The organism is Pectobacterium sp. PL64 (assembly GCF_022477975.1).
Lineage (GTDB): Bacteria > Pseudomonadota > Gammaproteobacteria > Enterobacterales > Enterobacteriaceae > Pectobacterium > Pectobacterium jejuense.
In genome coordinates this window covers 2,934,480-2,957,290 of record NZ_CP092070.1, presented here as the reverse complement: position 1 = coordinate 2,957,290, position 22,811 = coordinate 2,934,480, and the positions used below count along the sequence as shown (strand labels likewise).

The window sequence follows — 22,811 nt, the reverse complement described above, 5'->3', positions numbered from 1 at the left end:
CAGGAAAAAATGATGGAACAAGAAATACTCGCGCTGTTTGAAAAGATCTTATCCCGTAAAGTGGGCTTTAACGATGAGCTGATTGAGTCCGATATTCTCGACTCTATTCTGGCGGTCGACTTGGTGCTGGAAGTGCAGGATGTTTACGGCTGTGTGATCCCACCGACCGAAGTCGCCACCGTTTTGAAAACCCCTGCGGATTTGGCCCGCTACATCGAAGAGAACCGTGGCTAAGCCTGAAACGGCGACGGTTTTTTCTCGTTATTTAAAGACCCCAGATAGGTTTATCTGGGGTTTTTTAATTGTGAGGTTATCAAGTTCCATTACATCATTAGATATTGGTGAAAAGAGGAGAGCAGTGATTCTATATTCAAACCACCCTAATTATTATAATTGTATCCGTGGTGTTGAATATTTGTTGCCGATATTATCTGAAAAGATCTTTCAGCGATGGATAATATACGGAGAAGTAAAATGGACGCATTCACTTTAGAAGATCGATTTGATTATCATCCTTTAACCCATTCCCAAGGTGAAACCTGTCACTTTGGTGTACGTATTGAGCCTAAACAGTCAGGCGTGCATATTGGTGAATTATCACCGACCTGGCTGCGTACATTGGTAGAAAACCAACAATTAGTGGTACTGCGGGGCTTTGATAGCTTTACGAGTGCAGAAAATTTAACAACATACTGCGCAGCTATTGGTGACATTATGCAATGGCCGTTTGGCGCGGTGCTGGAGCTGGTTGAGCAACCCGATGCTACTGACCATATCTTTGCTAACAACTACGTTCCCTTGCACTGGGACGGTATGTATCTTAAAACCGTGCCGGAACTACAAGTCTTTCAATGCGTATCAGCCGTTGGCGAAGGGCAAGGAGGGCGCACCACGTTTTCGAGTACCACCACGGCGTTACGTCTGGCGTCACCCGAAACCAAAGCGCTGTGGCAGCGTGCCACAGGTCAGTATCAGCGCGCAGTCGAGCTATACAGTAGCACCGCGCAGGCTCCTATTATCGAACAGCACCCTTACCGCACGTATCCCGTCATTCGTTTTTGTGAGCCGCCGATTGCTGGCGATAAAGAATTCTTAAACCCATCAACGTATCACTTCTCCGGTATTGAACCTGAAGAGCAAGAGCAATTACTCAGCAGCCTGCAACATGCTTTATATGATCCACGGGTTCAGTATGCTCACCAATGGCAAAGCGGTGACATTGTCATTGCGGATAACTACTCGTTATTACACGGTCGTGAATCTTATGCCAGCCAGAGTGGCCGTCATCTGCGCCGGGTGCATATCCATGCTAAACAGCCACTGAATAACCCACATTTGGTGCAGCCGTCATGAAACCACAGCATGTTGATCTCATGATTATCGGTGCAGGGCCTGTCGGTCTGGCCTGTGCCTATCTTGCTCAGCTGTCAGGTTTAAGCACCGTCATTATCGATAAATCATCAGCGCCGCTAACGGTAGGCCGTGCTGATGCGCTAAACGCCCGCAGCTTGCAGCTGTTTGAAATTATCGGTTTATTCGACGAGCTTTATCCCTTGGGCAAAGCTTGCAATACCAGCTCAGTCTGGTCAAAAGGTAAATTTATTTCACGCCAGTCTACCTGGTGGGATGCTTTAGAAGGCTGTTTTCACAAGCATTTTTTAATGATTGGTCAGGCTTATGTGGAACAAGCGCTCGATAATAAGCTCACCGAACTAAATAGTGCCGTGCGCCGCAATACTTCTGTGGAAGATATTGTGCTGGAGGAAGACGGCTGCCTCACCACGCTCAGCAGTGGTGAGACCGTCCGTTCCCGGTATTTGATTGGTGCAGATGGTTCACGATCGTTTGTGCGCCAACACTTTGCTATCCCGTTTGAGATCACTCGACCGCAAATTACCTGGGCAGTGATTGATGGCGAAATAGAAACTGATTTCCCAAAAGTACCGGAAATTATTGTTTTCCAAGCAGAAACCGCCGATGTTGCCTGGATACCACGTGAAGGTAAGATTGATCGTTTCTATATCCAGATGGACAGTGAGGATTTCACGCAACAGCAGGCGATAGATAAAATTAACCATGCTCTGCAACCACACAGTCTGCGTTTCAAGTCGATTGAGTGGTACTCAAAATTCTCGGTTAAAGAGTCTGTGGCAGAAAACTATATCCTTGAAAATAAATTATTTATCGCTGGTGATGCGAGCCATATTCACTCGGTAAATGGTGGGCAAGGATTAAATACGGGATTGGCCGATGCATTTAACCTCATCTGGAAAATGGCGATGATTACCCATCATCATGCTCCCCAAACGCTATTACAGACTTACGAAACGGAGCGAAAAGCAGTCGCGCTGGAAGTCGTAAAAACGTCAGCGGAACTCGTGCGTTCAACCAAAACCTCAGAGACAGGCACCCATGCCGATGATTACGTCAAGATTGTCGAAAAGCGTGCGGGTTACATCACGGGTATGGGCGTTCGCTATGGAACAGACGGGCGTGTTGGCGAAAGGCTGCATGATTTTATGTGGCGTGATTCTCAGTCTAGTCAGTCAGGCAGAATTTACTCACATTTAAATTATCGCAATTACAGTTTGCTCATCATTGGCGCGGCGACGGTACCTGCATCACTGCCTGATATCGTCACTGTTTTGCATGTTGAAACGGGAAGTAGCCCCTATTCCGATCAATACCTGCTAGTTCGGCCAGATGGCTATATAGCCGCCACCGCTCCTCTCGATGACCCTTCCGCGATCGGTCGTTACTTTAGCGACTGGCGAGTTCAATAGCATAAACGTTGCCGGCTCAGTGAGATTGCACTGAGCCGATTTTTCTCTGTCGAATATGATGTATACGCGCCTGTTACAGCCTATTATCGCCAATAATCCCCCAATCCGTTACTATGCGACATTATCCCCGAGTGATGAAAACCAAGAGCATGACCAAAAAAGCAGATAACTAAGCCGCAACAACTCCCATTTACGTTGTTGCGGCGCTTTCAAAGCTCCCTTTGCTCTTAGAGCGCCGCTAAATCCTTTATTCAGGAGATAATCTCGTGCGCTCAAATCACACTATCTGGCCTTACTCGCTTACCGCAACGTTATTACTGTTATCCCCCTTTGATTTGCTGGCTTCACTGGGCATGGATATGTATCTGCCCGTTGTACCCTATATGCCAGATGCTATAGGTACGACCCCAGAAGTCATTCAGTTAACATTATCGATTTATCTCGTCATGATCGGTGCCGGACAACTGTTATTCGGTCCGCTGTCTGACCGTTTTGGCCGTCGCCCAATATTGCTGTGGGGCAGTTTTGTTTACCTGCTTGCATCATTTGGACTTGCTGTCTCGTCTTCAATAAATCTATTTCTGGTATGCCGTTTCGCGCAGGCATGTGGAGCCTCAGCTTGTTTGGTGGCGATGTTTGCAACAGTTCGCGACATCTACGCAGGCCGTGAGGAAAGTCATGTTATCTATGGGATTCTGGGATCCATGCTCGCCATCGTACCGGCGGTTGGACCTATTATTGGGGCGTTAGTCGATATGTGGATGGGATGGCGGCTAATTTTTGCCGTCCTTGGTATTTTGATGACCATTGCTTATGTATCTGCATGGCGATTCTGGCCTGAAACCCGACATCAGCGGACTACGGATTTACGCTGGTCACAGCTTTTGCTCCCGTTGAAAAAAATGAACTTCTGGCTTTATACCTTTTGTTACAGTGCAGGGATGGGGAGCTTTTTTGTTTTTTTCTCAACCGCACCACAAATAATGATGGGCAGACAAGGCCTGTCACCGCTTTTATTCAGCATGGTTTTTGCTACTGTCGCTATCGCAATGATGATCGCGGCTAGAATGATGGGGAAATTAATTCCTGTCTGGGGAAGCCTTAAAGTCATGCGAATAGCGATGGGATGTCTTATTTTAGGCGGAATGATGCTGATAATCAGTGAATTACTGTTGCCGTTTTGGGTGCCAGGTTTTATTGCACCAATGTGGATAATAGGAATTGGCATTGCTATGTCGGTTTCCATTGCACCTAATGGGGCTTTACAGGGATTTGATGAGATAGCAGGAACGGTTACTGCGGTTTATTTCTGTTTAGGTGGAATAATATTAGGGAGTATTGGGACGGTCATCATCTCTATTTTCCCGGTTGGCACAAGTTGGCCGATCGTTGCTTTTTGCTTCATACTCGCGGCGATCGTCATCGTGTTGTCCAGTATACTTGCGTCGGCTAATCGTATTGTCAGTTAAAGTCCTGTTAGTTATTTAGTTTTTATCCTTGTACGCAATGGAAATATCATGGCGTACAAGGCGTTATTGACCGTTGTAAATGACAAAAGAGATAGGCTGCTTAACATCTATGATAGTGCAGCCCAAAGAAGGATTACTGCTGATAAGCTGACGTTTTACCGCACTGGTTTTGAGAAGACATACATACCAACGCCATCATTACCCATATCTTCTACACGAATGATTGAAAAGCCGCACTTGTTGACGTAGAAACAGACATTATTAATAAGGCATGTCGGCGTTCTCAGTCTCCATTCTCTAACGCATGGATGCATCTTTTCAATTTCCATCCATGCACGGTAACCATAACCTTTTCCCTGTTTTTCAGGCAGAATAAACAATCTTTCAAGTAGGTTCGTTTCGCAAATATCTTGTGAAATAACCGCTCCTCCTATCAGACGAGTATTTTCCCAAAATCCCAGGACGGTTTTGTTCGACATTGTTATTGCGGACTCAAATGAGAAATCCTCTTCACCATCATCATCTTCTTCCATATCATCAGGGAAAAAGGTGGCATTTGATTCAAAAGATGAGGAATAAATTTCTTCGAGTTCTTTGGCGTCAGCAAGAACCGCTGCTTTGATTAGCATATTTATATTTTCCATTGTGCATATGAAAAGAGGCGGGTTTAAAAATCGGTCTGTTAAGGGCGTATTAAGCCTTACATCCATCTGGTATATGCAGTTAGATTATTAATCAGCACAGCTGACGGACATTCCTCCAAAGTCTTTTCACAGGCTCATGTTAACTGGTTAGTCATCCTCGTGTTAACAACTTTTAGTTAAATAAACTGCCTGTTTGGTGTCCTGTTGAGCAATAGCTAACCCATCTGATATTGAGTTGTTATCTTCTGATATGTATTTAGATATTCCAGCTCCACTGAATCTCTCTAAGGTGAGCCCGATTAAATCAGTGAATGACATACACACTGTGTGAAAGCCGGAACGGCTTTGGTTAATGGTTTTCTGGTTTACTGAATTTTAGGTATAAAAAAAGACGTCGGTTGACGTCTGTTTATTTTGAAATGGTACGCCCTACAGGGCTCGAACCTGTGACCTACGGCTTAGAAGGCCGTTGCTCTATCCAACTGAGCTAAGGGCGCATTTCAAAAAGAAATGGCTGTTGCTTGTTACAACAGTGGGCTGGATTATACCCACACGTCCCAGTGAGTCAACGGGTTGGCGCTGGATTTACGCTATACGGTGAATCCCTGTACAACTTTGGTGAATGTCGCTTTCTCTGGTGTGACTTTTTTGCACAATTGCGAGCCTCGTCCACATGAACTACACATAGCAATGAAAATTTCAGTTTTATCTGCTAGATGCGTTCAGTAATTCTTTTCAAGTTATGAACGGACGTATTCTGCACTCTGTGCTGTTGATACACTATGCCCGCATTCGTGGGTTTTGGATGAGTGTGGGCTGCTTTCACGTGCCGGGTTTGTCGCTCGGTTATTTGTGGATCCGCTATTTTGTCGAACTTTGGAACCTTTTGATTTATGAACATTCTTTCATCCGCATTCTTGCGCGTTTGTCTGCTGGCAATGTTGATGCTGCCTGTTGGATATGCATCGGCGGCGAGTGCGGATTCTGATCCTGACCCACAGCCCGCGCAGACCGAGGCGCCCGTAAAAATTAATGTTGATGCCGAGTTGGTTAAGCTGCAAAAACAGTTAGATAACATCAAGCAGCAGGTTTCAGGCACCAATAACGACAGCAAATTCGGCGCGTTGAATGACACAACGCAGGAACTGGTGAATAGCGCCAACGAGCTTGCTAATGCAGTGGCACCGCAGCGCGCTCAAATTCAGGCCCAGTTGGATGTCTTAGGGCCAGCGCCAGAGTCCGGCTCCAGCATTAATGAAACCAGTGAAGTGACGCGTAAGCGAAACAGTCTGAATGCGCAAAAAGCAAAAATGGATGCGCAGATCGAGCAGATTCAGGCTTTACGCACCGGAGCGGCCAATCTGTCCGCGCAAATAGTGACTCTGCGTCGTAATGCGCTGAAAACGCAACTGGCATTGAATTCCGGTAGCATTCTGGGCGGGCGCTTCTGGGCACCGCTTGTGGCTCCGCAAGCTGAGGATGTACGTCGCCTGAGTACCTTTCAGGATCAATTAAGTGACGCCTTTACGGTGGCCTGGGAGCCAGACTGGCGTTACGGTTCCGCACTCCTGATTTTGATCGCCATGGCTATGAGTTCGGCGGGGCGTCGGTATATGGAGAAATGCCTGGCCTGGGCGGGAATTAACTGGCTGCCGGAAGGGCGTCTGCGGCGGAGTTTTTTAGCCACGGCGTCGGTTATTTCAACCGTGGTCACGATCGGCATTGCGGTAAATCTGATCGACTTTACGTTTACGCGCCACGGTGAGGCTTCAGAACGCGTCGTGTCGTTCCTTGATGCGTTGGTGAGACAGGCAATTTTCTGTTCGATGATCGCTGGGTTGGGGCGTGCGTTTCTTTCGAATCAGCGCCCTTCATGGCGTTTGCCTGCGATTGCTAACCCTGTCGCAAAAGCCATGAAGCCGTTTCCTGTGGTTGCCGCAGGCATTATTCTGATCTTCGGTTTTATTGAACAAGTGACAGCGACGGTGGGAACATCGGTCGCAGCAACCATTATGGTGAACGGCTTATCTGCCCTGTTCCTGGCCTTTACTGCGGGGACGATCGCGCTAAAAAGCGATCAGATTCGTCGGCAGATGGTGCATTCAGGGGAACAGCCGGAAGCGCGTTCGACATTATCCGGCATTATTCATCTCGCCGTATTGGCGACATCGTTCGCTATTCTGGTGTCGCTGGTCATCGGCTATATCTCACTGGCTCGTTTCCTTGCGTTCGAGCTGGTGTGGATTGGTATGGTGTTCTCCTGCCTGTATTTGTTCTCAACATTTATTACCGATATCTGCGAAAGCCTCTTTTCTCCCAACAACGCCAGCGGCAAGCGAATGAAGAATTCGCTCAATCTGGACGATCGGCATCTGGCTCAGGCCACTTTGCTCCTGTCGGCTGGCGGTAAAGTCTTCTTAATTTTGATGGCGGCTGTCGCCTTACTGAACGGGACGTTTGGCACCACTACGCCGCTGGAGTTGGTGCAAAAAGCCGTTGAAATCTGGGGCGGAAAAGGGCTGGAAACGCTGAGCATCGTGCCTGCTCATCTGGTCAATGCCGTGCTCTTTCTGGTCGTGGGGGTTTATGTTTTACGCTCCTCAAAACGCTGGCTGGAAGATGAATTCCTGCCTAAAACGACGTTAGAACGTGGTATCCGTGCGTCGCTGGTGACGCTGTTCAGCAACATCGGCTACATCCTGATTATCCTGCTGACGTTGGCGACATTGGGGATTGAATGGAACAAGCTGGCATGGATTGTCAGCGCGCTGTCGGTGGGTATCGGTTTTGGCTTACAGGAGATCGTGAAGAACTTTATCTCTGGCCTGATTTTGTTGACGGAGCGCCCGGTGAAAGTCGGCGACTCGGTCAGTATCAGCGGCGTTGAAGGGGATATCCGGCGGATTAACGTGCGTGCGACGGAAATTCAACTGGGCGACCGTTCGACGGTGATCGTACCGAACTCCCAATTTATTTCGCAGAATGTACGCAATATTACGATGGGGAATCCGTTTGGGGTTGCGACGCTGGCGCTGACGTTCCCGCTGGATATCGATCCTGAAGAAGTCCGTGCCCTGTTGCTGGATGCTTACATCAACCACGAGGCGATTCTGGAATCACCTGCGCCGTCAGTGAAGTTTAGCCAGTTGAACCCAACGGGTATGGTGCTGAGCGTCACGGGTTATGTCAGCAGCCCGAGAATGGTATCGGAAGCGAAGAGTGATCTGCTGTTTGAGATTATCAAGCGGTTACGGGCATCAAACATTCCGCTGGCCGTACCGCAAAAGATGGTGCTGGAAAACTCCGGGCTTGCGCTGCCTGACGGCATGTCGGGTGAGGATAAATAATTTTCTCAGCCATCCGTTATCCGGCAGTCAACGGGTAACGGATGAACATCGAAGCCGTGCTTACAGGACGTAAAACGCGGCTATTTTTCCTGCTGTTTAATCATGTCGAGATAGATTTCACGCAACCGCTGAGTAATTTTTCCGGGCTTGCCATCGCCGATCGTTTTTCCATCCAGCATTACGACGGGGAGAACCAGCATGGTGGCTGAACTGACAAAAATCTCTTTGGCGTGATACGCCTCTTCCGGTGTAAAAAAGCGTTCTTCCAGCGCAATGCCATCCTTTTCCGCCAGCTTGAGTAGCGACTGACGTGTAATACCGTGCAGAATAGCGTTGCTGAGTGGACGGGTTACAACCGTGTTGTCATGCAGGACGATGTAGCAGTTGCAGGAACTGCCTTCGGTAATGAAACCGTCTTCGACAAAGAAAGCGTCATCGGCCTGATTGGCATGGGCATACTCTTTTGCCAGGCTGGCGGCGAGCAGGCTGACGGTTTTGATATCCCGACGGTGCCAGCGAATATCCTCGGTGGTGACAACGTGCAGGCCCGTTGTGGCTTTAGGGTTACCGACCAACGAACGTGCCTGAGTGAATAACACCAGCGTGGATTTGACGTCAGCAGAAGGGAAATAGAAATCACGATCGCCGGCATTACCGCGGCTAAGCTGTAAATAGATCGCGCCTTCTTTCAGATCGTTTTTATTGATCAGCTCATCGTGAATCTCTTTGAGCGCCTCAGGTGTGACGGGCAACGTGAGCGACAGCTCGCGGCAGGAGCGTTGCAGGCGAGTGATATGATCGGCGAAATCAACCAGCTTGCCATCAATGACCGCTGTTACTTCATAGACGGCATCGGCAAACAGGAAACCACGGTCAAATACAGAAATTTTTGCTTCATTTTCTTCTAAATACTGTCCATCAACATAAACAAGACGTTGCATCACAACACTCCTTAATAGTTGCTCAATGCAGGTTAACGCGCGTTATCCCCACAATAATGCGTCGGGCGGTAATATTTCGCTACCGTTATAGTGCAGCCCGTTAGTGCGATCGCGCTGCAAGAGCAGTGGGCCATCCAAATCGACCACGGCGGCACCTTGTGCCACGACAAAGGCGGGTGCCATCGAGAGCGATGTACTCACCATGCAGCCGACCATAATTTTTAAACCTTGCTCCTGTGCATATTTTCGCAGGCGCAGGGCTTCAGTTAGTCCGCCGGTTTTATCCAGCTTGATGTTGATCATGTCATAGCGGCCGACCAGAGCGGCCAGCGACTGACTGTCATGACAGGATTCATCGGCACAGATGGGAATCGGGCGGGGCAAGTCTGCCAGCACACCATCTTTGCCTGCTGGAAAAGGTTGTTCGATCATCGTTACGCCAAGTGCAGCAAGTTCAGGAACCAGCGTTAGATAACGTTCGGTATCCCATCCTTCGTTGGCATCGACAATCAGGCGAGCTAATGGCGCGCCTTCGCGCACGGCAGCAACTCTGGCCAGATCGTTTGCGTCTGCCAGTTTTAGTTTGAGAAGAGGGCGATTGGCATGATGTATTGCGGCATGGCGCATACTCTCTGGCGTATCCAGCGATAGCGTATAGGCCGTCTCCAGCGCGGTAGGTGAAGGGAGATCCAAACGCTGCCAAATGCGCTGTTGGTGCTGTTTGCATTCCAGATCCCAGAAGGCGCAATCGAGCGCATTACGTGCCGCGCCTGCGGGCAGGATGGTTTGCAGCGTCTCCCGATCTAAACCGTTACGGATGTCGCTGTCCAGTGAGGCAATCTGTGCCATGACGCTGTCGAGAGACTCGCCGTAGCGTGAATAAGGAACGCATTCGCCGTAGCCTGTCACGTTGCCGGACTGGATTGCCACCACAACGACATCCGCCTGACGCTTGCTACCACGTGAAATGGTAAATGCGCCTTCTATTGGCCAACTCTCGGTGAAATATCGCATCTCAGTCATAAGCTTACTCTCGGGTTAACCATCCTGTGCCTCAGGGGATAAGCGCCTTATTGACAAGGCCTGAGCGGGTCATCAAGTGTAATGCTTCTTTCGATGCGTATTCTTCATTTTTCGCGATCGTAGCCAGAAATTGATGAGGCTTAATTTCGGGCTGGAAAAATTTATGAGCACGGTATCGACAGGACGAATTATCTGAGATAGCTTGAATAAGCTCATCACACTTCAGGTCGCCTGTACCCCTGTAGTTAACGAAAGCTGTCGTTAACGAAAACGTGTTTACTGCGATTTGAATGATGTTGAGTAGAGTGCTTTTACAGGCACTGCGTCGCTCGGACGGTCCGGGCGCTCACGTTAATCTGAGGATGTTATGGCTGATTCTACTTCTCCGCGCCGTTTTACGCGCATCGATCGTCTTCCCCCGTATGTATTTAATATTACTGCTGAATTAAAAATGGCTGCGCGTCGTCGCGGCGAAGATATTATTGATTTCAGCATGGGTAATCCTGACGGCCCGACCCCTCCTCATATCGTGGAAAAACTCTGTACGGTCGCACAACGCGAAGATACTCACGGATATTCGACATCCCGAGGTATTCCGCGCTTACGCCGTGCGATCTCCCGCTGGTACGCCGATCGTTATGAAGTTGATATCGATCCGGAAAGCGAAGCTATCGTCACGATTGGCTCCAAAGAGGGGCTGGCGCACCTGATGCTTGCAACGCTGGATCATGGCGATACGGTGTTGGTGCCTAACCCAAGCTATCCGATTCACATTTATGGTGCGGTGATTGCCGGGGCGCAGGTGCGTTCTGTGCCGCTGGTGGACGGCGTCGATTTCTTCAACGAATTAGAACGCGCGATCCGCGAGAGTATTCCGAAGCCGAAAATGATGATTCTCGGTTTTCCGTCGAACCCGACAGCGCAGTGTGTTGAGCTGGATTTCTTTGAACGCGTTGTGGCGTTGGCGAAACAGTACGGCGTGTTGGTGATCCACGATCTGGCCTATGCCGATATCGTGTACGACGGCTGGAAAGCGCCGTCGATCATGCAGGTTCCCGGCGCGAAGGACATCGCGGTAGAGTTCTTCACGCTGTCAAAAAGCTACAACATGGCGGGCTGGCGCATCGGCTTTATGGTCGGTAACCCAGAGCTGGTCAGCGCGCTGGCGCGGATTAAGAGCTACCACGATTACGGCACGTTCACGCCGTTGCAGGTGGCGGCGATTGCGGCGTTGGAAGGCGATCAGCAATGTGTGCGGGATATTGCCGAGCAGTATCGCCAGCGCCGTAACGTGTTGGTGCGTGGTCTGCATGAGGCCGGCTGGATGGTTGATGAGCCGAAAGCGTCAATGTACGTCTGGGCGAAAATTCCTGAAGCCTATGCGCACCTAGGGTCGCTGGAGTTTGCCAAACGACTGCTGTCGGAAGCGAAGGTTTGTGTCTCCCCCGGCATTGGCTTTGGCGATTATGGCGATACCCATGTTCGGTTCGCCTTAATTGAGAATCAGGATCGAATTCGGCAGGCGGTGCGTGGTATTAAGGCTATGTTCCGTGCTGACGGTCTCCTGCCAACCACCAAATCCTTACCTGGTAAGGGCACGGCTGCTTGATAGTGATTTCCTGATAACCGCGGCTCCCGGTCGGCTGACTGGGAGCACATAAACATGCCGTGACAGCGGCTTATCATTTGCTAGAATGCCTACCGTTAATCTCAATCAGGATGAGTTTGTCATGTCATTATCTCTGTCTAAAATTTCTGCGTTAATGCTGCTTTGCGTCACGCTGGCCGGGTGCCAACAAACAGGAACGTCTGCCCAAAAAGGAACGGTGGCAGGTCAGTCTTCTGCGGTAACGGTTTCTCCTAACGATCAACTGAATCAACTGGCATCGCTGGTTGCGGCCACTCGCTATCTCAAATCGAAGTGTAACCGCAGCGATCTACCTGATGATGCGACGATTGCCAATGTCGCGTTGGCTGTAGCGAAACAACGAGGCTGGAATGTCGCGAGCTATCAGGCTTTACCGCAGCGCAGTGAAAGCCTGTATCAAGGGTTATTGAAAGACAGTACGCCAAAAGAGGCGCAGTGTTCGGAATTTAACCGTACGTTGACGCCGTTTATTGATGCCATTCGCAGTCAAAGCTAAGGCGCAGCGCTTCCACTTTCATTGTCGGCGGAACGTTCATTTTCGTTGAATTTTCCGCCCGGCCAATCTTCCAGTGCCTCCAGAATAAACACCTCACCCTCTACGCTGAAAATGGTCATATCCTGCTGGATTTGCTCGATGGTCAGCCCTTCTATTGGCGAATCCCCTTCACGGAATTGCAGGCCGTTGAGCGTGATGCTGCGCTTGGTTTCATCCGACGTGTAAACGTGTGCACTGTAGGCCAGTGGCGGAATCTCACCGTTGCTGATGGCGGGTAACGGCAGCGTGGTCCTTTTCTCTGAGGAGGCTGGCGTATCGGTATGGGCCTCTTCCTGATGAGGTGCAGCGGCGAGTGCTGCTGGCGTTTGCTCCTCTGCCGCAGGCAAGATGGCTGCTTGAGCCGCTAACGTAGTCGTCTGAGAAGCAGGGCTCCCCCAGCGCTGGTGGCTGAACCAGCCGAGTGTGGTAAAAAGCAGAGCATAAATCACCATCAGATAACCGGGCATCGGGTATCTGGCAAGCAGCGCTGGCTGTGAGTGTGTTGGTGCGTCCGGTGCGTTATCCACGCGCTCATCCTTAAGTGTTGAGGGGGTACTTAGGTCGTGTAGCATCACATCATAAACCAAAGTCGGGTGAGTAGGATGGTGCCGTCTGCCTTATTTTGCAAAAAATAGAAAGAGCCAGAAAACTGAATCTCTCGGTTATGTGACAGTTCCTCCATTTTGATTAAAAACTATTACAGTCATAATAATCACAGATGGAATCTTGATGCGGGTCGCAAAAAAAACGTGTGAATTTGCTTTAATGAAACCATGTTTTACCATTGTAGGTATAACGTTTCTTTTTGGTGTTCGATAATCAATCAGCGTGGGGTGGTGCCATCATCATTTAATTAACAGTCCCGAGTGCTAAATGGGCAGTATTATTATGTGGTTTTTTACTACAGATAGTGCGCTGCTTTTTTATCAATAAGGGACGTGCCAATCTGCCACGACATTAAGAATAAAAGTACTTTTAAAGTATGCGATTAATATCGCAGGGTTTTGTGCGGATTTATTTTTCTATTTTAATAATTAAAAAATACTGAGGGATAACATGTTTAGAACGGTTATTGGGACTGGTCGTTTACGCACCTGTGCGGTAGCTATTGCCCTTTCCGGGCTCGTACTTTCCGGGTGTGATAATAGTCAGCAGCCGGTGGTAGAAGCGGCTCCGCCAGATTTACAGGTGAAAACGGCACCGTTTGGCTGGGCTGCGCAATATCATAATACGGATGGTAAGTTTTATGCGACGACGGGGGGCGAGGGCGCACATGAAAATAGCATTTATGTTGTCACCAGCCGTCAGGAATTAAAAGACGCATTAAATAATATCCGCAGCCCCCGTTATATCGCCGGTGATGCCGATGCGGAATTGAAGGCGAAGTTAGAACCCAAAATTATCTACTGGCAAGGTACTATCCGTGGTGATGACTTAGGTAATGGGCGCTATGCTAATGCCGAGGATTATAAAACCAAACCGAATAAAACAACGTTTGATTTTGACTTATACGTCAAAGCGTTCGACCAGGATTATATGGCGCAGCTGAAAGCGACGGCGGATGCGGGGGGAAGTGACGCGGCGGCGGCCAGCACACAACTTAACTTGTTGAAAAAGCAGAATGGTCAACGTTCTCAGTATGCCAACAACCAGAAGGCGCAGATTCAATTTCAGGTACCGCCAAATACCACTATTTTAGGCGTGGGTAGCGAAGCAAAACTGGTGGAAGGCTATTTATCCCTCAATACCCTGAGCCACACGTTCGGCAAAACGGATAATAGCAATATCATTATCCGTAATATTACGTTTCAGGCCCCGCGTGACTTTGCTCCGGCCTGGGATGCGGGCGACGGCGATAAAGGCAACTGGAATGCGCGTTATGATTCCGTGTCGATTAATGCCAGCAAAAATGTCTGGATCGATCACTGCACGTTTACGGACGGTGAATATCCAGACCATTTAGAACCGGTGCTATTTGGTAAGCATATTCAGCGCCACGACGGCTTGCTGGATATAGAAGACGGTGCCGACTACCTGACGATCTCCTACAACATTTTCGCCCAACATGACAAAACGGTATTAATTGGCTCTGGCGATGGTGATAAAGGGGAATACCGAATCACGTTTGAAGGAAATTTATGGGACAACAGCGTGCAGCGTTCACCGCGTGTGCGCTTTGGTCAGGTGCATTTGCTGAATAACTACCATCGTGGGGCAACGGATACGAACTACCCCATTCTGTATGCCATTGGGATGGGCTTCGATTCATCCATTCTTTCCGAAAGTAACGTGTTTAATTTTCAGGGCGGCGGGGCGGATGAAAAGCTGATTATCGGTGCCTACAAGGGAAGCAAATTTAAAGACAATGGCTCCTGGTTCAATGGCAATCCGGCAAGCAATTTGAATCAAATCGCATTAGACAAATGCAGCACATTGCAAGAGGCCGAGAAGGCCGCAGCTACGAATTCTGGGAAAGCTGTACCAGCATGGGCGCTGGAAACCTGTACCAATGAATTGGAATGGAGCCCGCCTTATGCCTATAGCGCAGGGAAATCCATTGCCGCCGTTGAGAAATACGTTCTGGACAATGCCGGTGCGGGGAGACTGGATATTTCTCTGCCGTAGATCGTCTGATTCAGCCCATTACTTATTCGATTTTTATCTGTAAACCCTCTGCCGATAGGTTTCGCTCTATGGCAACTAACCTGCCGTAGGGCGAAATACATCGGGCAAAATAATAGTAAAAATACAGGAAATGCTATGACTGACTTTTTACCTCGTACCCGTCTTACGCTCTGTGCAACATTGGTCCTGAGCGGCCTGATTGCCGGATGCAGCGATAGTGACTCAACGCCGGATGTCGGTGTTGATCGTTCCGCCGCGCCACAAAATCTTAAAGTGCCGACGTTGGCTTATGATGACAGCAGCGTGGTACTTGCCTGGGAAAAACCGACCAAACCTGCCGCTGGTATTAAGGATTACCGTGTCTACATGAATGGAACCTTGCTGGGCGGAACCATTGATAACCAGAACACCCATTCGCCAGCCAAGCCTTATATCGATAACTTCTACAATTCGATTGATACAGATAATTGGCATGTCCGCGTCAGCTTCCATAATTTCAGGGTGGCTAATCTGTCACCGGAAACGGAATACCGCTTCACGGTGCGTGCGCTTTATGACGACGGCAAAGAATCCGTTGATAGTGAAACCGTCGTGCAGAAAACGACGGCGACGCCAGCTTCACTGAATGTGACCAACTATGGTGCGAAAGGGGATGGCGTAACCAACGACACGGTGGCGATTCAGAAGGCGATTGATGACTGTACGCCAGCCGCGTATCCGAAAGGATGTAAGGTCATCGTTGAGGGGGGAACGTTTAAAACGGGCGCGCTGTTCCTGCACAGCGACATGACGTTTGAAGTCGCGAAAGGCGCCACATTGCTGGGATCGGCAAACGGTGACGATTACCCGCTCGCCCGCGGCTACTATCTCTACCCTTACAGTTCACCTAAATTGCCGAAGCGTCCGCCTTCTCTGATTAACGTACTGGAAGCGGACGATCAGGGCAGCAGTCATGCTGGCACCTTTAAAAATATTCGTATCGTCGGGCAGGGCACCATTGATGGCAACGGCTGGACGCGTGGCATTAAAGCCAGCGATACAAACATTACTGAAATTGATGAATTAAAGAATGAATTGCCGCTCTACCGTGCGAGCAAAGCCGCCAATGTTGGCAGTGACGGTATTCTGGCAAAAGACCAAACGGCAAAAGCCGTTGCTGAAGGAATGTTACTGGATGAGGCGTACAAAAACCGACGCTCCAGCCTGATGACGCTGCGCGGCGTGAGCAACATGTACCTGGAAGGGCTGACGATTCTGAACCCAGCTTTCCACGGTGTGATGGTGCTGGAATCCGAAAATGTGGCGATGAATGCGCTGGTACACACGACGTATGACGCGAATAATGCGGATGGTATCGAATTCGGCAACAGCCAGAACGTCATGGTATTCAATAACTTTTTTGACACGGGGGATGACAGCGTAAACTTTGCTGCGGGATACGGTGCCGAAGTGGCAACGCTGGGGCAAAAAGCGCAGAGCGGTGCCTGGATTTTCAATAACTACTTCCGCCGTGGGCATGGTGCGGTGGTTACGGGTAGCCATACCGGTGCCTGGATTGAAAAAATTGTTGCTGAAGATAACGTAATGAATAAGACGGATGTTGGCCTGCGCATGAAGAGCCGACCCTATTATGGTGGTGGCTCGCGTGACGTGGTATTCCGTAATAACGCGATGCGTGATATTGTCAACGAGCCGTTTGTGTTCACGATTAAATATAAAGCGGACGTGAACGATACCCAGCCTGCCGCTGAACCCGCGCAGTTCCGTGATGTGACCGTTTCTAACGTCACGGTTGATGGGACAGCGAAGAAAAACAGTATCATGGTCGATGGTATGACCGTGGCTGAAATGGCTGATGCGTATAAGTTCTCTTTTGGACGTGATGCCTATCACCAAGGCTTGCATTTTGAGAATGTAAAATTCAAAAATGTAAAAGCGACGGACATTACGTTCCTGAAGAACAGTGAATTTAAAAATGTCATTTTTGAGAATGTACCGGGAGCCTGGAATTTCGGTCATATTGAAAATATCAGGCTCGAAGACCGTGTAAATAATGATGCCGCGCTGACGACCAGTGGTGATGAGACCATCACCCGGGAAGCCGCAACGGAATAAGGCATTTTCCCCACGCTAATCGGCGTGGGGAGTATTATGGATGATTACCTATGGCACGATTGCAAGCTTTTAAAGATCCGTCTTTTCATTCGTTGGTTGCCACTTTTCGGTCACTGCCCGCTCCGCTGATCCGGCGTATTGTGTTGGGGCTGATTTTGCTGCTGATTTGTCAGCAGTTGGCCGTATTGACCTGGCGCTTTCTCCTCCCTGAAGACTCACGCATTGCTGGCGTGTCGGTCGCGCCTGCCCAGGCGAAAGAAAAACCCGCTACACTGGGTGATTTTACCTTATTCGGCCAGGCCCCCGATGCCGATGCGTCTGCGGTTAACGACGCCGCATTATCCGGCGATATTCCGCTAACCTCGTTAAATATCAGCCTGACTGGGGTGTTGGCGAGTGGAGACGCCAAGCGTTCGATTGCCATTATCGCTAAAGATAGTCAGCAATACAGTCGCAACGTCGGCGATGCCATTCCGGGCTATGAAGCCAAAATTGTGACTATCTCTGCCGATCGTGTCGTGCTCCAGTATCAGGGGCGCTACGAGGCGCTGCATTTGTATCAGGAAGAAAAGGCGAATGACGCACCGTCGTCGTCTGGCGCATTTAACCAGGTGAAAGACGAGATACAAAAAGATCCCTTCTCGGCGCAGGACTACCTGACCATTTCTCCCGTCACGGAAGAAGAAGTACTGAAAGGATATCAGTTAAACCCCGGCAAAAATCCCGATCTTTTCTACCGCGCAGGCTTGCAGGATAACGATCTCGCCGTGTCATTAAACGGCATGGATTTACGCGATGCGGATCAGGCACAGCAGGCGATGGCGCAGTTGGCCGGGATGAGCAAATTTAATTTGACCGTCGAACGTGATGGTCAACAGCAGGATATATATCTGGCACTGGATGGAGACCACTAATTTGTTTAGCAAGGGACAGGGATTTTTTAAGCGTCAGGTTTTTTCGAAGAATAAAAACCAGTGGCTTGGTCATGTACGCCGCAAGAGTATGTTATTGCTCAGCGGGAGCGTTTTGCTGATGGCGTCATCATTGGCGTGGAGCGCCGAATTCTCCGCCAGTTTTAAAGGCACCGATATTCAGGAGTTTATTAATACCGTCAGTAAGAATCTGAATAAGACGGTCATTATCGATCCGTCGGTCAGCGGAACGATTACCGTACGCAGCTATGACATGATGAATGAAGAACAGTATTACCAGTTCTTCCTGAGCGTGCTGGATGTCTATGGGTTCACCGTGATTCCGATGGATAACAACGTCCTGAAAATCATTCGCTCGAAGGATGCGAAATCGACGTCTATGCCACTGGCCACGGATGAACAGCCGGGCATTGGCGATGAAGTGGTGACGCGCGTCGTGCCCGTCAACAACGTCGCCGCGCGTGATTTGGCTCCGCTGCTGCGCCAGTTGAATGACAACGCCGGTGCCGGGAGCGTAGTGCATTACGAACCGTCGAACGTGCTGCTGATGACCGGTCGCGCGGGGGTGATCCAGCGGTTGATGACGATTGTCGAACGCGTTGATCAGACGGGCGATCGGAATGTGACCAGCATACCGTTGTCTTACGCTTCCTCAACGGAAGTGGTGAAGATGGTGAATGAGCTGAACAAGATGGATGAGAAATCCGCTTTGCCCGGCATGTTGACCGCCAACGTGGTGGCTGACGAACGAACCAACTCAGTGCTGGTGCGCGGCGAGCCGAATTCACGCCAGCGCGTGATTGATATGATCAAGCAACTCGATCGCCAGCAGGCGGTACAGGGTAACACCAAGGTTATCTACCTCAAATACGCCAAGGCTACCGATCTGGTCGAAGTGCTCACCGGTGTCGGTGACAGCATCCAAACCGATCAGCAAAATGCGCTGCCCGCGCTGCGCAAAGACATTTCGATTAAGGCACACGAGCAAACCAACTCCCTGATTGTGAATGCCGCACCGGACATTATGCGCGATCTGGAACAGGTGATTGCACAGCTGGATATCCGCCGTCCGCAGGTCTTGGTTGAAGCGATTATCGCGGAAGTACAGGATGCCGATGGAATGAATCTGGGCATTCAATGGGCCAATAAAAATGCCGGGGTAACGCAATTTACGAATACGGAGTTACCGATCACGACAATGATGGCAGGAGCGGACCAGTTTCGACGTGATGGGACGCTGAATACCGCAGCATCGAATGCGTTGAGCAAGTTCAATGGCATTGCCGCCGGTTTCTATCAGGGCAACTGGAGCATGTTGCTGACGGCGCTGTCTAAAAACAGCAAGAACGATATTCTGGCGACGCCCAGTATCGTGACGCTGGACAATATGGAAGCGACGTTTAACGTCGGTCAGGAAGTGCCGGTATTAGCCGGTTCGCAGACGACATCCGGCGACAACGTTTTCCAAACGGTGGAACGCAAAACGGTCGGTATCAAACTGAAAGTGAAGCCCCAAATTAACGAAGGTGACTCTGTTCTGCTGGAAATCGAGCAGGAAGTCTCTAGCGTGGCAGATGCGGCCTCCAGCAGCAGCACTGACCTGGGGGCAACATTCAATACGCGTACCGTTAATAACGCGGTACTGGTCAGCAGCGGCGAAACCGTGGTGGTGGGCGGCTTGCTGGATAAAAGTACCAATGAGTCTGCGAGTAAAGTGCCCCTGTTGGGCGATATTCCCGTGCTGGGGTATTTGTTCCGTTCTAACAGCACGGAAACGAAAAAGCGTAACCTGATGCTGTTTATCCGTCCTTCCATTATTCGCGATCGCAGCCAATACCAGAGCGCCTCTGCCAGTAAGTATCACTCGTTCAATGCGGAAGAGGAGAAGCAGCGGGACGTGAACGGCAGTGAAGGGGGGCTTTTGGGTAACGACTTGCTGCGCTTGCCGGAAGGCGGAAACGCCTACACGTTCCGTCAGGTTCAGTCCTCGATTGTGGCGTTTTATCCGGCGGGCGGGAAATGAGTGACGCTGCCTCCCAGATAATAGAATTACGCCCGATACTGCCTTTTGCCTATGCGCGATCGCAGCAAATTCTGCTGTTGCAGAGGGAAAATGATGCGAGCCTACAGACAATTTGCGTCGCGCAAACGCCGCCCTCTGCCTTGCTGGAGGCGCGTCGGATTGCGGGCTGTTCGCTTAGGATTGAACGCGTTACGGAAGACGAATTTGAACGGCAATTAGTCATTAGCTATCAGCGCGACTCGGAAGAGGCACGCCGTCTGATGGAAGACATCGGCAATGAGATGGATTTTTATACGCTGGTGGAGGAATTGCCAGACAGCGACGATTTGCTTGATGCCGACGACGACGCGCCGATTATCCGCCTCATCAACGCCATGTTGACCGAAGCGATTAAGAATAAAGCGTCAGATATTCATATCGAAACCTATGAGCGCTATTTGCTGATCCGCTTCCGCGTTGACGGCGTATTGCGTGAAATTTTGCGCCCACAGCGTAAGCTGGCTTCGCTGCTGGTGTCGCGTATCAAGGTCATGGCAAAGCTGGATATTGCGGAAAAGCGTATTCCGCAGGATGGACGTATGGCGCTGCGAGTGGGGGGACGAGCGATTGACGTTCGTGTCTCTACGCTGCCGTCGAACTACGGTGAGCGCGTTGTGCTGCGCTTACTGGATAAAAACAGCGTTAAGCTTGATCTTGAACTGCTGGGCATGTCGGAACGCAATCGACAACTGCTGGATAGCCTGATCCATCGTCCTCATGGCATTATTCTGGTCACCGGTCCGACAGGGTCGGGGAAAAGTACCACGCTTTACGCCGCGCTCAGCCGCCTGAATGCCTCGGAACGTAACATCATGACGGTGGAAGATCCCATCGAGTATGAACTGGAAGGCATCGGGCAAACGCAGGTCAATACCAAGGTCGATATGACGTTTGCCCGCGGGCTGCGTGCCATTCTGCGCCAGGACCCGGACGTCGTGTTGGTGGGGGAAATTCGTGATGGTGAAACGGCGCAGATTGCCGTGCAGGCCTCGCTGACCGGTCACCTCGTGTTATCCACACTGCATACCAATAGTGCGCTGGGCGCACTGTCCCGTTTGCAGGATATGGGCGTCGAGCCTTTCCTGCTGTCAACCTCTCTGCTGGGCGTACTCGCGCAGCGTCTGGTCAGGACGCTGTGCTCTGACTGTAGCCAGCCACAGCCGGTCGATCCGGTTCAGGCTGAACAGATGGGGATCGCGCCCGGTACGCTGCTGCATAACCCCGTTGGCTGTCCGCAGTGTAGCTTTACCGGCTACCGGGGACGTATCGGTATTCATGAGCTGGTGCTGATTAATGACGACGTCCGTGCCGCGATCCACCGCAGTGACGGTGAAATGGCGATTGCGCAGATTCTGGGGGGAAGTCGAACCACCATCCGTCAGGACGGGTTGGATAAGGTACTGGCGGGGCTCACGACCTGGGAAGAAGTGATCCGCGTAACCAAAGAGGAATGATATGGCACAGTACCACTATCAGGCGCTGGATGCGCAGGGGAAAAAATGCCGTGGCGCTCAGGAGGCCGACTCTGCCAGACAGGCGCGTCAGCTATTGCGGGAGCGCGGGCTGGTGCCGCTGTCGGTTGATGAAAACCGAGGCGATCAGCAGAAATCCGGTTCTACAGGCTTCTCCCTACGTCGCAAAATTCGGATCAGCACCTCAGATTTGGCGCTACTGACTCGCCAGTTGGCCACGCTGGTGGCAGCGTCGTTGCCGCTGGAAGAAGCGCTGGATGCGGTGGCGAAACAGAGTGAAAAGCCACAGCTGAGCCAGTTGATGGCGGCGGTGCGCAGCAAGGTCATGGAAGGTCACTCGCTGGCCGATGCGATGAAATGCTTCCCCAGCAGCTTTGAGCGGCTGTATTGCGCGATGGTCGCCGCAGGCGAGACATCCGGTCACCTTGATGCCGTGTTGAACCGATTAGCGGACTACACCGAACAGCGCCAGCAGATGCGCAGCCGCATCCAGCAGGCGATGATCTACCCGTGTGTGTTAACCGTGGTCGCGATTGCCGTGGTCAGCATTTTGCTGTCCGTCGTGGTGCCGAAAGTTGTCGAGCAATTTATTCATATGAAGCAGGCGCTGCCGCTTTCAACCCGCGTATTGATGGGGATGAGCGATGCCGTGCGCACGTTTGGGCCGTGGATGCTGCTGGCGTTGCTGGCTGGGTTTATGGCGTTCCGCGTGATGCTGCGGCAGGAAAAGCGGCGCGTCAGTTTTCATCGGCGCCTGCTGCATTTACCGCTGATCGGCCGCATCGCGCGTGGCTTAAATACGGCACGCTACGCGCGGACGCTCAGTATTCTTAACGCCAGTGCGGTGCCGCTATTACAGGCGATGCGCATTAGCGGCGATGTCATGAGCAATGACTATGCCCGCCATCGGCTCTCTCTGGCGACGGATGCGGTACGAGAAGGCGTCAGCCTGCACAAAGCGCTGGAACAGACGGCGCTCTTTCCCCCAATGATGCGCCATATGATCGCCAGCGGTGAACGCAGCGGCGAGCTGGACAGCATGCTGGAGCGGGCGGCGGATAATCAGGATCGGGAATTCAGTTCGCAGATGACGCTGGCACTGGGGTTATTTGAGCCTCTGCTGGTGGTCAGCATGGCGGCGGTGGTGTTGTTTATTGTACTCGCGATTTTACAACCGATTCTGCAACTGAATACGTTAATGAGTTCGTAAGAGAA

Annotated in this window: 16 protein-coding genes, 1 tRNA gene and 1 pseudogene; 13 read left to right on the top strand and 5 right to left on the bottom strand. The window is 50.7% G+C overall.

Features of this window, described 5'->3' with window-relative positions; translation table 11 throughout:
- Nucleotides 1–12 precede the first annotated feature (12 nt).
- The 4 genes and pseudogenes from HP572_RS13345 to cml form a co-directional block, all read left to right on the top strand.
- Nucleotides 13–234 (top strand): acyl carrier protein, encoded by a 222-nt coding sequence (locus HP572_RS13345; protein WP_010300175.1) that lies wholly within the window; start codon nt 13–15, stop codon nt 232–234.
- Nucleotides 235–474: 240 nt separating this feature from the next.
- Complete coding sequence (locus HP572_RS13340; protein WP_205550024.1) at nt 475–1,353, top strand: TauD/TfdA family dioxygenase; 879 nt, start codon at nt 475–477, stop codon at nt 1,351–1,353.
- A complete protein-coding gene (locus tag HP572_RS13335; protein WP_240583467.1) occupies nt 1,350–2,783 on the top strand; it encodes an FAD-binding protein in 1,434 nt (477 codons plus the stop codon). The genes HP572_RS13340 and HP572_RS13335 overlap by 4 nt, the downstream gene beginning before the upstream one ends.
- Before the next feature lie 266 nt (nt 2,784–3,049).
- Nucleotides 3,050–4,222: pseudogene (cml, locus tag HP572_RS13330) on the top strand (CmlA/FloR family chloramphenicol efflux MFS transporter); the annotation flags it as partial.
- A gap of 185 nt (nt 4,223–4,407) precedes the next feature.
- On the opposite strand, the gene HP572_RS13325 reads toward cml, so the two are convergent.
- The gene (locus tag HP572_RS13325; protein WP_240583466.1) at nt 4,408–4,881 is read right to left on the bottom strand and encodes a GNAT family N-acetyltransferase; all 474 of its coding nucleotides are present in this window, start codon (nt 4,879–4,881) and stop codon (nt 4,408–4,410) included.
- A gap of 435 nt (nt 4,882–5,316) precedes the next feature.
- Nucleotides 5,317–5,393, bottom strand: a tRNA-Arg gene (locus HP572_RS13320).
- A gap of 396 nt (nt 5,394–5,789) precedes the next feature.
- Between HP572_RS13320 and HP572_RS13315 the strand changes: the two genes are divergently transcribed.
- Nucleotides 5,790–8,243, top strand: a complete 2,454-nt coding sequence (locus tag HP572_RS13315) for a DUF3772 domain-containing protein (RefSeq protein ID WP_240583465.1) — start codon at nt 5,790–5,792, stop codon at nt 8,241–8,243.
- 80 nt (nt 8,244–8,323) lie between these two features.
- On the opposite strand, the gene HP572_RS13310 is transcribed toward HP572_RS13315, so the two are convergent.
- Together HP572_RS13310 and dgcA are read right to left on the bottom strand one after the other, a co-directional pair.
- Complete coding sequence (locus HP572_RS13310; protein ID WP_240583464.1) at nt 8,324–9,184, bottom strand: D-amino-acid transaminase; 861 nt, start codon at nt 9,182–9,184, stop codon at nt 8,324–8,326.
- A gap of 42 nt (nt 9,185–9,226) precedes the next feature.
- Nucleotides 9,227–10,207, bottom strand: a complete 981-nt coding sequence (dgcA, locus tag HP572_RS13305; RefSeq protein WP_240583463.1) for an N-acetyl-D-Glu racemase DgcA — start codon at nt 10,205–10,207, stop codon at nt 9,227–9,229.
- A 367-nt stretch (nt 10,208–10,574) separates the two neighbouring features.
- Here dgcA and alaC point away from each other — a divergent pair, with 367 nt between their 5' ends.
- Both alaC and gspS read left to right on the top strand, forming a co-directional pair.
- On the top strand, nt 10,575–11,816 hold the full coding sequence (alaC, locus tag HP572_RS13300) for an alanine transaminase (RefSeq protein ID WP_039497602.1): 1,242 nt from the start codon (nt 10,575–10,577) through the stop codon (nt 11,814–11,816).
- 121 nt (nt 11,817–11,937) lie between these two features.
- A complete protein-coding gene (gene gspS / locus HP572_RS13295; protein ID WP_240583462.1) occupies nt 11,938–12,351 on the top strand; it encodes a type II secretion system pilot lipoprotein GspS in 414 nt (137 codons plus the stop codon).
- Here the strand turns inward: gspS and gspB are convergent.
- Entirely contained in the window at nt 12,348–12,917 is a 570-nt protein-coding gene (gene gspB, locus HP572_RS13290) for a type II secretion system assembly factor GspB (RefSeq protein ID WP_240583461.1), read from the bottom strand. The genes gspS and gspB overlap by 4 nt on opposite strands.
- Nucleotides 12,918–13,446: 529 nt before the next feature.
- On the opposite strand from gspB, the gene HP572_RS13285 reads away from it, so the two are divergent.
- The 6 genes from HP572_RS13285 to gspF all read left to right on the top strand — a co-directional run bounded on the left by HP572_RS13285 (nt 13,447) and on the right by gspF (nt 22,806).
- Nucleotides 13,447–15,015 carry a polysaccharide lyase family 1 protein gene (locus HP572_RS13285; protein WP_240583460.1) on the top strand — a complete coding sequence of 523 codons (1,569 nt, stop codon included), beginning with the start codon at nt 13,447–13,449 and terminating at the stop codon, nt 15,013–15,015.
- Between the two features lie 135 nt (nt 15,016–15,150).
- Nucleotides 15,151–17,130, top strand: a complete 1,980-nt coding sequence (locus HP572_RS13280; protein WP_240583459.1) for a glycosyl hydrolase family 28 protein — start codon at nt 15,151–15,153, stop codon at nt 17,128–17,130.
- Nucleotides 17,131–17,180: 50 nt separating this feature from the next.
- Nucleotides 17,181–18,044, top strand: coding sequence for a type II secretion system protein GspC (gene gspC / locus HP572_RS13275; protein WP_240583458.1), 864 nt, complete (start codon nt 17,181–17,183; stop codon nt 18,042–18,044).
- 88 nt (nt 18,045–18,132) lie between these two features.
- The gene (gene gspD, locus HP572_RS13270; protein ID WP_240585753.1) at nt 18,133–20,085 is read left to right on the top strand and encodes a type II secretion system secretin GspD; all 1,953 of its coding nucleotides are present in this window, start codon (nt 18,133–18,135) and stop codon (nt 20,083–20,085) included.
- Entirely contained in the window at nt 20,082–21,578 is a 1,497-nt protein-coding gene (gspE, locus tag HP572_RS13265) for a type II secretion system ATPase GspE (protein WP_240583457.1), read from the top strand. Before gspD ends, gspE begins: the two co-directional genes overlap by 4 nt.
- Before the next feature lies 1 nt (nt 21,579).
- Nucleotides 21,580–22,806: a type II secretion system inner membrane protein GspF gene (gspF, locus tag HP572_RS13260; RefSeq protein ID WP_240583456.1), complete on the top strand. Its 1,227-nt coding sequence runs from the start codon at nt 21,580–21,582 to the stop codon at nt 22,804–22,806.
- Nucleotides 22,807–22,811 lie beyond the last annotated feature (5 nt).

Coding starts and splice junctions, on each gene's coding strand:
- HP572_RS13345 (WP_010300175.1), top strand. CDS start 13: ATGGAACAAGAAATACTCGCGCTGTTTGAAAAGATCTTATCCCGTAAA.
- HP572_RS13340 (WP_205550024.1), top strand. CDS start 475: ATGGACGCATTCACTTTAGAAGATCGATTTGATTATCATCCTTTAACC.
- HP572_RS13335 (WP_240583467.1), top strand. CDS start 1,350: ATGAAACCACAGCATGTTGATCTCATGATTATCGGTGCAGGGCCTGTC.
- HP572_RS13325 (WP_240583466.1), bottom strand. CDS start 4,881: ATGCTAATCAAAGCAGCGGTTCTTGCTGACGCCAAAGAACTCGAAGAA.
- HP572_RS13315 (WP_240583465.1), top strand. CDS start 5,790: ATGAACATTCTTTCATCCGCATTCTTGCGCGTTTGTCTGCTGGCAATG.
- HP572_RS13310 (WP_240583464.1), bottom strand. CDS start 9,184: ATGCAACGTCTTGTTTATGTTGATGGACAGTATTTAGAAGAAAATGAA.
- dgcA (WP_240583463.1), bottom strand. CDS start 10,207: ATGACTGAGATGCGATATTTCACCGAGAGTTGGCCAATAGAAGGCGCA.
- alaC (WP_039497602.1), top strand. CDS start 10,575: ATGGCTGATTCTACTTCTCCGCGCCGTTTTACGCGCATCGATCGTCTT.
- gspS (WP_240583462.1), top strand. CDS start 11,938: ATGTCATTATCTCTGTCTAAAATTTCTGCGTTAATGCTGCTTTGCGTC.
- HP572_RS13285 (WP_240583460.1), top strand. CDS start 13,447: ATGTTTAGAACGGTTATTGGGACTGGTCGTTTACGCACCTGTGCGGTA.
- HP572_RS13280 (WP_240583459.1), top strand. CDS start 15,151: ATGACTGACTTTTTACCTCGTACCCGTCTTACGCTCTGTGCAACATTG.
- gspC (WP_240583458.1), top strand. CDS start 17,181: ATGGCACGATTGCAAGCTTTTAAAGATCCGTCTTTTCATTCGTTGGTT.
- gspD (WP_240585753.1), top strand. CDS start 18,133: ATGTTATTGCTCAGCGGGAGCGTTTTGCTGATGGCGTCATCATTGGCG.
- gspE (WP_240583457.1), top strand. CDS start 20,082: ATGAGTGACGCTGCCTCCCAGATAATAGAATTACGCCCGATACTGCCT.
- gspF (WP_240583456.1), top strand. CDS start 21,580: ATGGCACAGTACCACTATCAGGCGCTGGATGCGCAGGGGAAAAAATGC.